Origin of the sequence: Acinetobacter sp. ANC 4654 (assembly GCF_002135425.1) — a bacterium.
In the GTDB taxonomy this organism is placed as follows: domain Bacteria; phylum Pseudomonadota; class Gammaproteobacteria; order Pseudomonadales; family Moraxellaceae; genus Acinetobacter; species Acinetobacter kyonggiensis.
Map to the genome: position 1 here is coordinate 278,197 of NZ_NEGL01000002.1, position 14,994 is coordinate 293,190.

Annotated in this window: 13 protein-coding genes; 7 read left to right on the plus strand and 6 right to left on the minus strand. The window is 40.4% G+C overall.

What is annotated here, in order from left to right:
- Positions 1-8: 8 nt before the first annotated feature.
- Entirely contained in the window at positions 9-1,019 is a 1,011-nt protein-coding gene (locus B9T24_RS05225; RefSeq protein WP_004647956.1) for an AraC family transcriptional regulator, read from the plus strand.
- A 424-nt stretch (positions 1,020-1,443) separates the two neighbouring features.
- Here B9T24_RS05225 and B9T24_RS05230 read toward each other — a convergent pair whose 3' ends face one another.
- On the minus strand, positions 1,444-1,986 hold the full coding sequence (locus B9T24_RS05230; protein ID WP_086164810.1) for an AAA family ATPase: 543 nt from the start codon (positions 1,984-1,986) through the stop codon (positions 1,444-1,446).
- 85 nt (positions 1,987-2,071) lie between these two features.
- A complete protein-coding gene (locus B9T24_RS05235; protein ID WP_086164811.1) occupies positions 2,072-3,169 on the minus strand; it encodes an agmatine deiminase family protein in 1,098 nt (365 codons plus the stop codon).
- Positions 3,170-3,401: 232 nt separating this feature from the next.
- On the opposite strand from B9T24_RS05235, the gene B9T24_RS05240 reads away from it, so the two are divergent.
- The 3 genes from B9T24_RS05240 to B9T24_RS05250 all read left to right on the plus strand — a co-directional run bounded on the left by B9T24_RS05240 (position 3,402) and on the right by B9T24_RS05250 (position 7,717).
- Positions 3,402-4,607, plus strand: a complete 1,206-nt coding sequence (locus B9T24_RS05240; RefSeq protein ID WP_086164812.1) for an acetyl-CoA C-acetyltransferase — start codon at positions 3,402-3,404, stop codon at positions 4,605-4,607.
- Positions 4,608-4,958: 351 nt separating this feature from the next.
- Positions 4,959-7,094 carry a 3-hydroxyacyl-CoA dehydrogenase NAD-binding domain-containing protein gene (locus B9T24_RS05245; RefSeq protein WP_086164813.1) on the plus strand — a complete coding sequence of 712 codons (2,136 nt, stop codon included), beginning with the start codon at positions 4,959-4,961 and terminating at the stop codon, positions 7,092-7,094.
- A gap of 290 nt (positions 7,095-7,384) precedes the next feature.
- The gene (locus tag B9T24_RS05250; protein WP_086164814.1) at positions 7,385-7,717 is read left to right on the plus strand and encodes a hypothetical protein; all 333 of its coding nucleotides are present in this window, start codon (positions 7,385-7,387) and stop codon (positions 7,715-7,717) included.
- Positions 7,718-7,782: 65 nt separating this feature from the next.
- Here the strand turns inward: B9T24_RS05250 and B9T24_RS05255 are convergent, their stop codons facing one another.
- Together B9T24_RS05255 and B9T24_RS05260 are read right to left on the minus strand one after the other, a co-directional pair.
- A complete protein-coding gene (locus B9T24_RS05255; protein ID WP_086164815.1) occupies positions 7,783-8,208 on the minus strand; it encodes a GNAT family N-acetyltransferase in 426 nt (141 codons plus the stop codon).
- A gap of 58 nt (positions 8,209-8,266) precedes the next feature.
- Positions 8,267-9,493 (minus strand): class I SAM-dependent methyltransferase, encoded by a 1,227-nt coding sequence (locus B9T24_RS05260; protein WP_086164816.1) that lies wholly within the window; start codon positions 9,491-9,493, stop codon positions 8,267-8,269.
- A gap of 101 nt (positions 9,494-9,594) precedes the next feature.
- Between B9T24_RS05260 and trhA the strand changes: the two genes are divergently transcribed.
- Together trhA and B9T24_RS05270 are read left to right on the plus strand one after the other, a co-directional pair.
- On the plus strand, positions 9,595-10,236 hold the full coding sequence (gene trhA, locus B9T24_RS05265; protein ID WP_086164817.1) for a PAQR family membrane homeostasis protein TrhA: 642 nt from the start codon (positions 9,595-9,597) through the stop codon (positions 10,234-10,236).
- A 143-nt stretch (positions 10,237-10,379) separates the two neighbouring features.
- Complete coding sequence (locus tag B9T24_RS05270; protein WP_086164818.1) at positions 10,380-11,693, plus strand: MFS transporter; 1,314 nt, start codon at positions 10,380-10,382, stop codon at positions 11,691-11,693.
- 110 nt (positions 11,694-11,803) lie between these two features.
- On the opposite strand, the gene B9T24_RS05275 is transcribed toward B9T24_RS05270, so the two are convergent.
- Positions 11,804-12,148, minus strand: a complete 345-nt coding sequence (locus tag B9T24_RS05275; protein WP_086164819.1) for a hypothetical protein — start codon at positions 12,146-12,148, stop codon at positions 11,804-11,806.
- 73 nt (positions 12,149-12,221) lie between these two features.
- Positions 12,222-13,232, minus strand: a complete 1,011-nt coding sequence (locus tag B9T24_RS05280; protein ID WP_086164820.1) for a metallophosphoesterase — start codon at positions 13,230-13,232, stop codon at positions 12,222-12,224.
- A gap of 111 nt (positions 13,233-13,343) precedes the next feature.
- On the opposite strand from B9T24_RS05280, the gene B9T24_RS05285 reads away from it, so the two are divergent.
- Positions 13,344-14,978: a phospholipase D family protein gene (locus B9T24_RS05285; RefSeq protein ID WP_143223735.1), complete on the plus strand. Its 1,635-nt coding sequence runs from the start codon at positions 13,344-13,346 to the stop codon at positions 14,976-14,978.
- Positions 14,979-14,994: the final 16 nt, after the last annotated feature.

Consider the following 14,994-nt stretch of genomic DNA (forward strand, 5'->3'; position numbering starts at 1 on the left):
GATTTAACATGAGTCGCGATACGATTAGTATCCACTTTGTCAATGCGGCTCTCACAGGTGTCAAACGTCTAGGCATGGACGTTGAAACTTTATTGTCCCATGTCGGCATAGAGGCAGAGTTATTACGTCAGCCTAAAGCACGTATTTCCCCAGAACAGTACACTCGTTTTATTAAAATGTTGTGGATGGTAACCCAAGACGAACATATTGGCTTTGATATTCAGCCACGTCGTTTAGGCACTTTTGCCATTATGTGTCAGCTCATTATCCACGCCAAAACGCTAGGAGATGCTTTAGAACTTTCATCGCAGTTTTATAAACTGTTTGGTGATGAATGGTCGGTCGCCCTAGAACGCGATAAGCATGAAGCACGTCTTGTTCCCCTGATTCCAAAAAGTCTAGATCCAGATCATTTCATTACTGAAAGCATGCTGATGATTTGGCATGGCTTAGCCTCTTGGTTGATTGAACGTCGTCTGCCTTTAGAACGCGTGCATTTTGGCTATCCTCGTCCTGCGCATGCAGATGAATACGATGCACTGTTCTTTGCACCTGTCATGCAATTTGATGCACAGCGTACCGAAATTACCTTTGCTGCCGACTATCTAGATTTACCGCTTCGTCAAACGGAAGAAAATCTTGAAGAATTCCTGAAAGCTGCACCTGCTCAGCTTTTGGTTAAGTTTAAAAACACCAACTCTTTAACTTCACGTATTCGTGACGTATTAAAGAGCCAAATTGGTGAAGAAATGCCAACCTTGAATGATGTCGCTTCGATGCTCTACCTTTCACCGCAAACCTTACGTCGTCGTTTGGCTGCGGAAGGTAAAAGTTATCAAGGCGTGAAAGATGCCTTACGCCGTGATGCTGCAATCCATCTATTATTAAATCCAAATTTAACCTTAGAAGATGTAGCACAACAAGTTGGCTTTAGTGAAACCAGTACCTTCCATCGTGCATTTAAAAAATGGACAGGTGTCACACCGGGACTGTACCGTCAATTACACGGCTATCATTAATTTCTCATGAATTGATAAAAAAGCCTGAGGGTTGCTCTAATGCCAGTCAGTTAAGAAATTGACTGGCATTTTTATTTTAAATTCATGATGTTATTCGATACGCGTAAACGTCATTCGCAATTGTTCGAGGCATGAGGTGTATACACCGCAAGATTGAAACAGTAAGGTTTCTGCGATGAATTGATCAATAAAAGGTATTTGACGAGTTTTGCGGTGAGGCGCACTGCGCCGCAAGATGCCTTTCTTGCGAACTCAAAATATATTTTGAGGATTCTCATTTGGGCTTATCCAAAGTAATAGATGAGCTTCAAGTATTTGATTTAAAGATATAAGACTCCGTCGTGAATAACTAAAAAGCTAAGAAGTTAATTGTAAAACCCCCTTAACTGATCAGCATTATGAGTATTACTCAGGCTTTTTTATTTCAATTGAAATCGCTCAAGCATTTTAAAAACTCTTGCGCCTGCCTAGGTGATGTTAAACGAATGAATTGAATATGTTGATATTTGGAGTCTTGCATCATGGCGACATATCTTTGTTTATTTTGTGGATATTTCTGAAACATCCAGAGGAAAATTGATTTTCTGGATAACATCATTTTCCAGTTTTCCCTGTTGTTAGAATTTTCCCATAATGGTTTTTGACTGATAGCACGAGATAAAGTCCGTTTAGTCAGACGATAAAAATTTAGTGAAAATGAATAATCCAACCAAATGACCGTATCAACCTGTGACCAGATCATTTCAATGCTTCGGGTATAGAGATTATCAATCACCCAACCTGTTGCAGCTGTCTCCATATTCGATTTAAGCTTGCAAAAGAAGGCATCATCTGCTGATTCCTGCCAATCGTCTAGCCATAATAAATTATCAAGTTCAATATATTGTAATTGTTGCTTTTGTGCCAATTTTCGGGCAAACGTCGATTTACCTGAGCCTGTGGTACCAATAATATTAATAAATTTCATTTTTTATCAGCACAATAAAAATGGCAGGCGAGTTTAACCAACTTGCATCTGCCTGTGAAGCATCAGATGCAAGTTATTCAAATTATTATCTTTCTCTTGCAGCAGTAATTAATTTCACTGCATTCTCACCTGTGACTTGCCAAGTCAGACAACGTACGCTGCCGCCCATAGGACAAACACTTTCCGCATTGATCGGAATCACTTTTTTAGTAGTATTCTGCTTGATAATGCTCAATGCTTTTTGATCATGTGGCATATTAAAGGTCGGTACATAAATATTATTATAAGTCACGGTCGAGTTGAGATTAACCCCACAAGCAGATTCAAATCCGTCCCATTGTCCTTTGGGATTGGTTTTATATTCAACAGGGACTTCAACTATTTTTGCTGATGGAAATGAAGACCTTAACTCATCCATGACCACCGTTCTAAATGATGGTGTTTTTGAGTAATCATTGACCAGCAGTGTGTTTTTATCCACCCAGCTGACCATTCCATCCGAGTGAGCGAGCACGTCTTCATCGGGTTCTAAAATTGCAACTTGACTCGCACCCAAGGTCTTTTTTAATTCTTGTTTTGCTTGCTCATAGCTCAGCGCATTATCTTCCATAAAACGGGTGGTGGTGATCACACGACCTGCATAATCATCGACAAGATTGCCACCATCAATCATTAAATCAGTTTTGGCTCTTTGAATCTGATAACGATCTGCAAAACGACTAAAACTTTTTTGCACGTCCTTACTTTGCTTCTGACTCATCGAAGCCCACGTATAGGTAAATTGTACAGGCTGTTTTGGATTAATGGTGGTGAAGTCACGCATCCAAATATCACGCACGTCATCCACCAGTAAAATATCTTCGGGGACTTTGCCTGTGAAATAAGGCTTGGTGTCTTCATCGACTAAAATCACCACATTATCATTGCCTAGAATTAATTTTGCATAATTAATTTGAAAATCGACAATGCGTTGAAATGCTGATGCGTAGTAAGAATCATGGATGGATGGTGCAGACAAGACCAAAAGCATTTTGTCATTGGCCACCTGATTCGAATAAGTCTGACTCATTTTATTTTTGCTCTCTGCAACATTATTTTTTCCAAGATCACCACCAGATGAATCACAACCAAATAAAGACAACGCCAACAAAATGACAGCAGAGCGACTTTTTCGTTTTATCATCCTCTTTACCCCATGTAATCAAGCAAAAGTATTGAAGATGCAGTCTAATTGAAAGCGAGCAAAAACTCGGCTAAAAAAGACAAAAATAAACAGCATGGCTGATCACAGCACAATTCCATCAGGTTGGCTAAAAAACTCATTTGATCTGATTCGTTCTGGTCATTGCACTTCAACAATTAATCATTAAAATCGAAAAAGCATAACAATTTTAAAGTCATAAAAAGGATATTGTATGAGCGAGGCTTACATCATTGATGCCATTCGCACACCACGCGGAAAAGGAAAAAAAGACGGTTTACTCTATGAAGTGAAACCTATCACTCTACTGACAACTTTACTCAATGAACTGAAAGATCGTCATCAACTGGATACCTCTAAAGTCGATGATATTGTGTTGGGCTGTGTCACCCCCATTGGTGATCAAGGTGCGGATATTGCCAAAACTGCGGCCATTGCGGCAGGTTGGGATAACGATGTGGCCGGTGTACAAATCAACCGTTTTTGTGCTTCAGGTTTAGAAGCCGTCAATATGGCTGCGCAAAAAGTTCGTTCAGGATGGGAAGATCTTGTGGTTGCAGGTGGGGTTGAGTCGATGTCTCGCGTGCCGATGGGTTCAGACGGTGGCCCTTGGGCACTGGATCCTGAAACCAACATGGCGGCAAACTTTGTTCCCCAAGGCATTGGGGCAGATTTAATTGCCACCATTGACGGTTATACGCGTTCTGATGTCGATACTTTTGCCGAGAACTCACAAAAGAAAGCTGCTGCTGCACAAGCCAAGGGTTATTTTAATCAATCGATTATCCCTGTGAAAGATAAAGCAGGTGTGACAATTTTAGCTGAAGATGAATTTATTAAACCCACTACCACTGCGGAAGGTTTAGCCAAACTCAATCCAAGCTTTGCCATGATGGGTCAAATGGGTTTCGATGCCCTTGCGCTACAGAAATATCCTGAAGTTCAAAACATTAATCATGTGCATCATGCAGGGAATTCATCGGGCATAGTCGATGGTGCGGCTGTGGTATTAATCGCTTCTGAAAAAGCCGTCCAAGAACAAGGACTCAAACCGCGTGCCAAAGTCTTGGCAACAGCATTGGTTGGTAGTGACCCAACCATCATGTTGACTGGCCCTGCGCCTGCTGCACGTAAAGCTTTAGCCAAAGCAGGCTTAACGATTGATGATATTGACCTGTTTGAAGTCAATGAAGCCTTTGCTGCTGTGGTCATGCGTTTCATCACAGAACTTAAGGTTGATCCCGCCAAAGTGAATGTCAATGGCGGTGCAATTGCAATGGGGCATCCGCTCGGTGCAACAGGCGCAATGATTTTAGGCACCTTGTTGGATGAACTAGAACGTCAAGGTAAAAAGCGTGGGCTGGCAACCTTGTGTGTCGGTGGTGGTATGGGTATCGCAACCATTATTGAATTGGTATAACCCCTTTCTCGTAGATATTTGATACACGCTGGTCATACGCAACTTGAGCAAAAATAAAGCACTGCTTTGTTTTTGGCGCAAGGGAAAACATGCAGCAAACAAATAGGTTTTGCGTATGACAATGGTTTTCTTGCGGAGTATCACTCCTCATTTTTCCGAATGAGAAATACCATTTCGCAAGGTAGGTCGAACCTGAATAAAGTTTAAGCACTGCTTTAACTGCAGTGCAAGAAGCTCTAGCAACCCGACATTAAATGGAAATTGGAAAGACTCCGCTGTAATAAGTAATTTTGAAATTAAGCAGCGATTGCCAATACCAAGTTCATTCTAAAAACATTTGGATAAAAATTTATGAGCGCAATTCAATATGAAAAAAATGCCGATAATATTGTCATTTTGACTTTAGATTCTCCAAATCAATCTGCCAACACCATGAACGCTGATTTCCGTGTGGCACTAGAAGATATCGTTTCCAAGCTACAAGCCGATGCAGAAATTTCAGGCATTATTTTCCGTTCAGCGAAAAAAACCTTTTTTGCAGGGGGTGACCTCGATGAACTGATTCAGGCAGAGCCAGATCATGCCACAACATTTTTCAACATGATTGAAGAAATGAAAGCCAAACTACGTTATATCGAAACGCGTGGGATTCCTGTGGTTGCAGCCTTAAACGGCACGGCACTAGGTGGTGGTTGGGAACTGGCTTTAGGCTGCCATCATCGTATTGCTTTAAATGATGCTAAAGCCAAATTTGGCTTACCTGAAGTCACTTTAGGTTTACTACCGGGTGGTGGTGGTGTGGTACGTATGGTGCGCCTACTCGGTCTGCAAAATGCTTTTCCTTTCTTGATGGAAGGTAAGCAGTTTGGTGTTGATAAAGCAAAATCACTTGGCTTAATCCACGATACAGCCGAAACTGAAGAAGCACTATTTGAAAAAGCACTAACTTGGGTCAAAGCCAATCCAATATCACAACAACCATTTGATGTAAAAGGTTATAAAATCCCCGGTGGCGACCCTAAAACACCTGCTGTTGCGCAAATTCTGGCGATTGCCCCTGCCATGCTACGCGATAAAACCAAAGGTTGTTACCCTGCCCCTGAAGCCATTATGGCAGCAGCCGTGGAAGGTGCTCAGGTCGATGTTGATACGGCTCTGACCATAGAATCACGTTACTTTACTTACCTTGCTACAGGTCAAATTTCCAAAAATATGATTGGCACCTTCTGGCACGGCTTAAATGCGATTAAATCGGGTGCAAGCCGTCCCAAAAACATTACCAAATGGAAAGCTACAAAAGTCGCTGTGCTTGGTGCAGGCATGATGGGTGCAGGAATTGCCTACGCAACGGCAAGTAAAGGCATTCACGTTGTACTCAAAGACGTGACGCTGGAAAATGCAGAAAAAGGCAAAGCCTATAGCCAAAAACTGCTGGATAAAAAAGTATCCCAAGGACGACTGACTGCTGAAAAACGTGATCAGGTTTTGTCTTTGATCACCGCAACGGCTAATGCAGCAGATCTACAAGGCTGTGATTTAATCATTGAAGCTGTTTTTGAAAATCCAGAACTGAAAGCTAAAGTCACCCAAGAAGCTGAAAGCTATTTAGTCAATGACGGTATTATGGCTTCCAATACCTCAACCTTGCCGATTACCGAACTGGCCAAAGCCTCTAAAGACGATAGTCATTTTATTGGTCTACATTTCTTTAGCCCTGTCGATAAAATGCAACTGGTTGAAATTATTAAAGGCAAAAACACCTCAGCCGAAACATTAGCCAAAGCCTATGACTATGTACAGCAAATTGGCAAAACACCAATTGTCGTCAATGACAGTCGTGGTTTCTTTACCAGTCGCGTCTTTGGTACGTTTGTACAAGAAGGCTTACGTTTACTCGCAGAAGGTGTGCATCCTGCCAAAATTGAAATGGCGGCCCTTAAAGCAGGTATGCCTGTAGGGCCACTTGCCATTCAGGATGAAGTATCGCTGACCTTATCTGAACATGTGGCAAATGAGACCCGTAAAGCCCTGCAAGCTGAAGGCAAAGACCTGCCACGCTCAGGTGCAGATGATGTGATTGAAACCATGATGCATCAATTTCAACGTAAAGGTAAAGCCGCGGGTGCTGGTTTTTATGACTATCCTGAAAATGGCAAAAAACATTTATGGGATGGTTTAAGCCACTGGAAAAAAGACACGGAAATTTCCGAACAGGAAATGATTGACCGCTTTCTGTTTGTACAGTCTTTAGATACTTTGCGCTGTTTTGAAGAAGGTGTTTTAGAATCTGTGGTCGATGCCAATGTCGGTTCTATTTTTGGTATTGGTTTTGCGCCTTGGACGGGTGGTGCGTTGCAGTTTCTAAATCAATATGGTTTAGAAAAAGCCTTAATCCGTGCCAATACACTAGAAGTAAAATACGGTGCGCGTTTTAAAGCGCCACAACTGCTGATAGATAAAGCCCATGCTGGCGAAAAAATTGCCTAATATGCGCTGATAAATACATCATATGATCGCTCTTTTCTTGATTCAAGATTAGGGCGATCATGTCTCAAACCGTTGCTTTTTCATTCAAAACATATCCCCTCTTTAACGTCCTCATATTCAAACCAGATTTGAGTTTTATTATATTTAAACGAAAGCTCGGGATTTTAATATTGACTTTAATCTCTTATTCAAATGAAGGGATTCGTTATTTAAGCATCGGCTTTCAAACAATAATGTGTTATAAAGTTACATAGATTCTGATTTATTTTTATCCATTTTGGTACTTTCTCATGACTAATAACACTTCTCCTGAAAAATCGCCTTGGGGTTGGAAAGCGCTCATTATTGCCTTTATTTTAAGTGCTTTTTTCCTCGGCTTTTTCTATCTTGCTGTAACCAATGAACCTGATTATATGCCAAGCCAGAAACGTGCTGAGAGCAATCAGACTGCTTTTAAAAATGCACCTGTTATGTCTCAAGAAGCACTGGCTGAAGCTGAAAAGCAAAAAAATACGAGTGGTGCAAGTGCGCCAGCAAGCACAGAAATGCATCACATGTCAGCAGGTGAGCATGCTGGAATGACAGAAAATAAAATGGCAACTGAACCTGAACATGGTCATTAATCTTTAGATTCAGCAAATAAAAGCCACTTTTCGTGGCTTTTATTGATTCAAAATCAATCATTCCATCAAGTCAATAAAAGTCGCATATCCACATGTGGAATGCCACAATCCAAATATTCATCGCCCTGCACGTTAAAACCCAAACTTTGATAAAATGCGATGGCATGCACTTGTGAAGACAACTTTAAAAATTCACGCTGTTGATGTTTCGCCTGTTGAATAATTTCAAGCATCAACAAACGACCAATGCCCTTGCCGCGATATTCTTTCAGTACAGCAACACGTCCGACACTGTTATTGTTCAAAAGTCGTGCTGTAGCAATCGGCTGATGCTGATCTAAAACCAGAAAATGTAAAGCAATGGCATCTTCTGCATCCCATTCATCTTCAGGAGTAATCTGCTGTTCATGAATAAACACCTGTTCACGAATCAGTCTTGCATCATTTTGCAATTCATCCCAACTGCCTGTGCGTATCATAAATGGGGTCATCAAAAATCATTTTCCTAGAAATAAAAAGCAGCCTTACGACTGCTTTATTCATTTTAAACTAACACTTTTCACCAATATTTTGCTGATCCCACTGATGATTTAGCAGCAATTCAAGCGAGTGTTTTTGAATACCATACATTTGCTTTAACGCCACAATTTGCGCCAAAACAGCCTGATCAGGGGCTTCAAAATCTTGACGTTTGGTCGCCAAAATCATTTTATTTTTACTGGTATGTTCCAAAGCCACAAACTCAAAAACTTTGGTTTCATAGCCATAGGCTTTTAACAATAAGGCACGAATGGTATCGGTGAGCATTTCCGCTTGCTGTCCAGCATGAATCCCAAATTGCAACATCGGCTTCAACACACTTGGACTTTGCATTTGTGGACGTAATTCTTTATGGCAACACGGCGCGCACATAATCATTTGTGCGTTTAAACGAATTCCGGTATGAATGGCAAAATCAGTAGCAACATCACACGCATGTAACGCAATCATCACATCTAAGTGTTCAGGCTGATAGGTACGAACATCGCCTTGGAAAAAATCCAGTTGGGTAAATTGCGACGCTTGCACCACCTTTTGACAAAATTCGACCATTTTAGGGTTCAGCTCGACTCCCGTGACAAATGGCGTTTGACCTTGTTTGGCTAAATAATCATATAAAGCAAAGGTCAAATAACCTTTACCCGAACCAAAATCAACCACCCGTAACGTATGCTCTTGCGCTGTGATTTGATCTAAAGCACCTGAAAAAATTTCCACAAATTTATTAATTTGTTTCCACTTACGCGCCATACTTGGAATAATTTGTGCTTTGTTGTCGGTAATCCCTAACGGTTGTAAAAAATAACTGTCTTGGTCAACATAACGATGCTTGGCACGATCATGTCCCTGTTGCTGTTCTAAAGTCTGAGCCTTTGCGGCAGCTTGATTTTTAGTGACCGTCAACATGGCTTTTTTCTTATTCTTTTTCAGTTGCAGCTCTTCTGTATGGGTAAAAAGATTGGCTTGTTTACAGTGCGCCAATAAATCGTGAATGAGTTGCTGCGCTTCTGCCAAAGGATAATTTTTGGTGACATCTTGAGTCTTATAACGATACAAAGCACTTAAAACAGGCTGATCTTGTAATAGAATGACGCGTAACGTGATTTTCTCTAAATGTTCTAATTCACCTTTATATTGGCTTAGAATTATTCGATCAAAATTTTGTTTTTCAATGGCTTGCTGAAAGGCATCTAAAAATTGTTGTTCCTGAATAAAAGAAGAAGCCAATTGCGACATGAAGATAACTCGAATAAATTAAGCTGTGAGTGTAAAACTTCTTACTTTAAAGGTAAAATTTCATTACTATACAAGTGTATTTTTAATCATAGAAATCCACCATGACGACCTCCAATATGCAATCTTACGATCCACGTGAAGAGAAAATGAATGCAATGAGTCATGCACTTGGCGCAGTACTCGCTGTCATTGCGAGTGTCTTGCTGTTGATTAAAGGCAGTGATTTACCACGAGGACAATTCCTAGGCTTATGTGTCTATGCGCTCAGTATGATCCTCCTTTTTTCAAGTTCTGCCCTTTATCACTTTGCCACTGACGACACCAAACGTTATTGGTACAAAAAACTGGATCACACTGCTATTTATTATTTGATTGCTGGAACCTATACCCCTTTTCTATCCATTGCGATTCCCACAGCAAAAGCGCATTACTTGTTAATTGCACTTTGGGTGATTGCCGTAATTGGTACACTATTCAAGTTAGTTTTCATTCATCGCTTTCATAAAATTTCACTCTTCGCATATTTGCTGATGGGCTGGCTTGCAGTACTGGTCATGGATGATATGCAACACTTTTTAAGTAAACCAGCGTTAACCTACCTCATCATTGGTGGGCTTGCTTACACCGTTGGTGCATTGTTTTATGCCTTAAAAAGAGTAAGATACACCCATGCTATCTGGCATGTTTTTGTATTGATTGGTGCTGGATCACATTTCTTAGCCATCTATCTTTACGTGATATAACCCTCTATTTCTACATTTTTTAGCAACCCTAAATCCGTAGATCTAAGTCGGTATTTCGTATTTTTTTAAGAAATTACGCCTTTTTTAAAAAGATTACCCTTTTAAAATTAAGTTTTTTTATTTTTACTAAGTGTAAGGTTCTTATGGCGTCATCAAATTTTATCGCTGCTCCAGAAGTAGCAACCAACTCAAAATTCCGTGTACTTAGCGCAAGCCTTGTCGGTACAACAATCGAATTTTTCGATTTTTATATTTATGCCACAGCTGCGGTCATTATTTTCCCTCATCTGTTCTTTCCTGCAAGTACAGACCCGACGACAGCAACCATCCAGTCCTTAGCCACATTTGCTATTGCCTTTATTGCTCGCCCGATTGGTGCAGCACTGTTTGGGCATTTGGGTGACCGAATTGGTCGTAAAGCCACACTGGTTGCGGCTTTACTGACCATGGGTATTTCCACCGTTTGTATCGGTTTACTGCCCACCTATGCGCAAATTGGTCTTGCCGCGCCACTGCTACTGGCACTGTGTCGTTTAGGACAAGGGCTGGGTTTAGGCGGTGAATGGAGTGGTGCTGTACTGCTTGCCACTGAAAATGCACCTGAAGGCAAACGGGCTTGGTATGGCATGTTCCCTCAACTTGGGGCACCTATCGGCTTTATTTTAGCCACAGGCTCCTTTTTAACCCTAGGTGCATTGATGTCTGAAGCAGACTTCATGCAATGGGGCTGGCGTATTCCATTCATTGCCAGTTCACTACTGGTGATTGTCGGTCTTTGGATTCGTCTAAAACTGCACGAAACACCTGCATTTCAAAAAGTCTTGGATAAGCAAAAAGAAGTCAATATTCCATTTAAAGAAGTCATGACCAAACATTGGCGCATGCTTATTTTGGGTACAATCGCTGCAATTTGTACCTTTGTCGTGTTCTATTTAACCACAGTCTTCGCACTCAATTGGGGAACCACAAAACTTGGGTATACCCGTGCTGAATTCTTAAAACTTCAATTGGTTGCGACATTTTGCTTTGCGGCATTCATTCCGCTTTCTGCTGTTTTTGCTGAAAAATTTGGTCGTAGAGCCACCTCAATTGGTGTCTGTATCGCCTGTGCATTCTTCGGTTTAGTGTTCTCGAGTATGCTTGAATCTGGCAGCACAGTCATGGTCTTCCTGTTCCTGTGTTTAGGTTTATCCTTAATGGGCATGACTTATGGTCCTATCGGAACAGTACTGTCTGAAATCTTCCCGACTTCAGTTCGTTATACCGGTTCGGCATTAACCTTTAACCTTGCGGGTATTTTTGGGGCATCTTTTGCGCCATTGATTGCAACCAAACTTGCCACCACGTATGGTTTACAAGCAGTCGGTTACTATTTAACTGCTGCATCCATCCTGTCACTGCTGGCTTTTTTAGCCATTCGTGAAACAAAAAATGATGACGTGAACAACCAAGTTTAAGTTCATCAAAGCCTAAAAAAACCAGCGTCATTTCACGCTGGTTTTTTTATATGATGTCTTATGAGGTTGATATGATTTTTTCAGAGATTGTTTTCTCAGATACGGTTTTCTCAGATTTGTTCATCACTTAACATTTCTTGATAGATCTCTTCAAAGACCATGCGATCACCACCGGCATTGTAATAACTCGGAACAATGTAAGTCACCAGTTGGCGATAGCGTTCTGTGCCATATAAATGCTCAAGCAACGCTTCCACATTATTTTCATTGAAGCCAAATGCCGCGATCAGTTGCTCAAACTTTTGATAAAATGCACGCGCAAATTCTGGCGTATTCACCTCATCCGCTGCTGCTTGCTGAAAGTCCTGTTCTAAACGGATAAAACCCGCTTCGAGCTGTGCCGATTGCGTTTCTGTTAAAGCAAAAAACTGTCCCACTTCTTGCGAAAAAGACATTGTCTCCTCCTATGGTTCTTATTTGATCTTTATCATATCGCAAATATTCAACACGCAAATTTATATTTCAGCGTTAAACCAACTCAATAATATCAATGGTTGGGGGGACACGAAAACGAAATGGTACACCCACCATTCCTGTTCCAACCGTCACAAACACATCGGCATTTTCGTGTTGATACAGCCCCTTTTTATGTCCAAGAATAGAGACTTTCTTCATAATATAATTGGTCAGCCACGGCAGCTCAACTTGTCCACCATGCGTATGCCCAGACAACATTAATGGCCGTGTTGGCAATTTTGGCACCATATCTACTGTATCGGGATTATGTGATAAAAGTACCCATGGCTTATCTTGCGGTAAGTCTGGCATATAACGCATATCGGTTTTTCCCGCCCATAAATCACCGACCCCAAGCAAACGAAATTCATCGAACTCCACCATCTGACCTTCAATATCAATCACATTATTGACCATCAAAGCATGTCTTAATAAATTTTGAATTGGGGGTCCAGGATACTGTTCATCATGATTGCCATTCACCGAATAAACGGGGGCTTTGATCTGTTTTAAAATCGCTAGTTCATCGGCAAGTGTGTTTTCTGGTTCATAAGTCCAATCCCCAGCCACCACCACTAAATCTGGATTCTGCTGATTAATTTTCGCGACAATAATATTAAGTTGACGTTCATGTCCTGAAAATAAACCAATATGTAAATCGGCAATCAATGCAATTTTAATCGGCTGCTGCATTTTTTGATCGGGATTCAATTGATATTGCATGGTTTTCACCCCAACATGATGGGGTTCAATAAAGCGCGCATAAATTAGCAGACAACTGAGTACAAAAATAAAAATGGCTTCATGAAGAGAATAATAGCCACTCCACCCTGCATACAAGCTAAAGAAAAATAAAGGGAAAAGTAAATAAGATAAATAAAATGCCAATAAATGAACAAAGGCTTTAAAGGGATGAATGGTTTCAGTACGCGTTTGGCTTAGCCATGCCTGTGCCACACCCCAAAGTCCGATCACGACAAAACTGATATAAAAATAAAAAACGACGGAGTGCGTATCCCACATAATAACTTCTCTAATGATAACGATGATATGACATCATTCATCTCTTTTGATATTTATCTTTTCACAGCTGGCACTTATACTCAAACCAATTTTTGGTATTGTTTATAAAATATGGCGCGATCTCCCCAACAAATAGCACAATTAAACAGCGGCAAAGGGTATGGTTCTTCTACCTATAGAACAGCGGTATTGTTGAGTTGTAGCCTCATTTTAGGGATTCCTGCATGTTCAACGCTCCCCAAACAAACACCTCAACCGATGGAATATGCGTTCGATACCGAAACAGAACAAACCTCACTGGCTAAAATCGTTGAGCCATTAAGAGAACAAAATCCTAATCTTACTGGTTATCATGTTTTATATGATCCGCTTGAAGCTTTAGCAGCGCGTATACATCTCATTGATAAAGCAGAAAAAACATTAGATTTGCAATATTATATTTGGGATAACGATAGAATTGGCTCACTGGCACTTTATTCTATTATTAAAGCGGCTGATCGTGGTGTAAAAGTCCGTTTATTGATGGATGATAACAATGCAAAAAAAATGGAAGGGATTTATCTTGCACTCGATCAACATCAAAATATTGATGTCAAACTCTATAACCCCTACCGATTTAGACATTACCGTGCCATGGATATGGTGCTCGACTTAAAACGCATTAACCGTCGTATGCATAACAAAAGCTTTATTGCAGACAATCAAATTTCTTTGATTGGTGGCCGCAATATGAGTAATCAATATTATAACGTCAGTGACAATTATCAATTTTCCGATGTCGATGTCATGCTGGTCGGCTCTGCATCTGATGAAATTATTCATTCTTTTGATGAATACTGGAATGATGAATATGCATTTCCAGTAAAACAGATTGTTAATTCAAGACACTATGCCTTACGTTTTGAAAGTTTAAAACAACAACTCAATACTTATTATCAAGAGATTACCGTACAAAATTATCTTGATTTAGCCACCCGATCCCATAATGTTGAAAAGTGGCTCAATAATAGTATTCAATTTGATTGGGTCAAGGCCGAAGTCGTTCATGATTCACCAAGTAAAATCAAATCTAAAGCCAAAAAAGAACAATATTTAAATTTTCAGCTAATTAATCATTTAGAAAACCCAGAACACAGTGTGGATATCGTTTCAGCTTATTTCGTCCCTGAAAAGAAAGGCGAAAAAATGCTTAGCGATCTAGCACAAAGTAATATTCAAGTCCGTGTCCTGACCAATTCTTTTAAAGCCAATGATGTCGCTGTGGTCCATGCTTTTTATGCTAAATATCGCAAAGATTTATTAAAAAATAAGGTAGAACTGTATGAGTTTTTGTCTGCACCTGAAGCTGAAAACTTAAATGCCAATACAGAGGAAATTGCGGAAAAAACCAAAGTCAGCTTAAAAGGTTTAAGCCGCTCTAGCCTGCATGCAAAACTCATGGCGATTGATCAAAAACAAGTCTTTATTGGCTCTTTCAATTTCGACCCTCGTTCTGCCTATTTAAATACTGAAATTGGCGTTCTACTGAATAGCCCCAACTTAGCCAAAGCAATTCATCAGACCATGGATGAAAATTTATCTAAATATGCCTATAAACTGGTTTTAGATGCCAATCAAAATATCAACTGGAAAATTAAAAAGCATAATGGCGACATTAAAATCTATCACAAAGAACCAAAAATGAAATGGTGGCAAAAAGCTGGGGTAAAAATCATTTCATGGCTGCCTATTGAAGGCTTTATGTAAGCCTTCCTGCTAGACG

Coding starts and splice junctions, on each gene's coding strand:
- B9T24_RS05225 (WP_004647956.1), top strand. CDS start 9: ATGAGTCGCGATACGATTAGTATCCACTTTGTCAATGCGGCTCTCACA.
- B9T24_RS05230 (WP_086164810.1), bottom strand. CDS start 1,986: ATGAAATTTATTAATATTATTGGTACCACAGGCTCAGGTAAATCGACG.
- B9T24_RS05235 (WP_086164811.1), bottom strand. CDS start 3,169: ATGATAAAACGAAAAAGTCGCTCTGCTGTCATTTTGTTGGCGTTGTCT.
- B9T24_RS05240 (WP_086164812.1), top strand. CDS start 3,402: ATGAGCGAGGCTTACATCATTGATGCCATTCGCACACCACGCGGAAAA.
- B9T24_RS05245 (WP_086164813.1), top strand. CDS start 4,959: ATGAGCGCAATTCAATATGAAAAAAATGCCGATAATATTGTCATTTTG.
- B9T24_RS05250 (WP_086164814.1), top strand. CDS start 7,385: ATGACTAATAACACTTCTCCTGAAAAATCGCCTTGGGGTTGGAAAGCG.
- B9T24_RS05255 (WP_086164815.1), bottom strand. CDS start 8,208: ATGACCCCATTTATGATACGCACAGGCAGTTGGGATGAATTGCAAAAT.
- B9T24_RS05260 (WP_086164816.1), bottom strand. CDS start 9,493: ATGTCGCAATTGGCTTCTTCTTTTATTCAGGAACAACAATTTTTAGAT.
- trhA (WP_086164817.1), top strand. CDS start 9,595: ATGACGACCTCCAATATGCAATCTTACGATCCACGTGAAGAGAAAATG.
- B9T24_RS05270 (WP_086164818.1), top strand. CDS start 10,380: ATGGCGTCATCAAATTTTATCGCTGCTCCAGAAGTAGCAACCAACTCA.
- B9T24_RS05275 (WP_086164819.1), bottom strand. CDS start 12,148: ATGTCTTTTTCGCAAGAAGTGGGACAGTTTTTTGCTTTAACAGAAACG.
- B9T24_RS05280 (WP_086164820.1), bottom strand. CDS start 13,232: ATGTGGGATACGCACTCCGTCGTTTTTTATTTTTATATCAGTTTTGTC.
- B9T24_RS05285 (WP_143223735.1), top strand. CDS start 13,344: ATGGCGCGATCTCCCCAACAAATAGCACAATTAAACAGCGGCAAAGGG.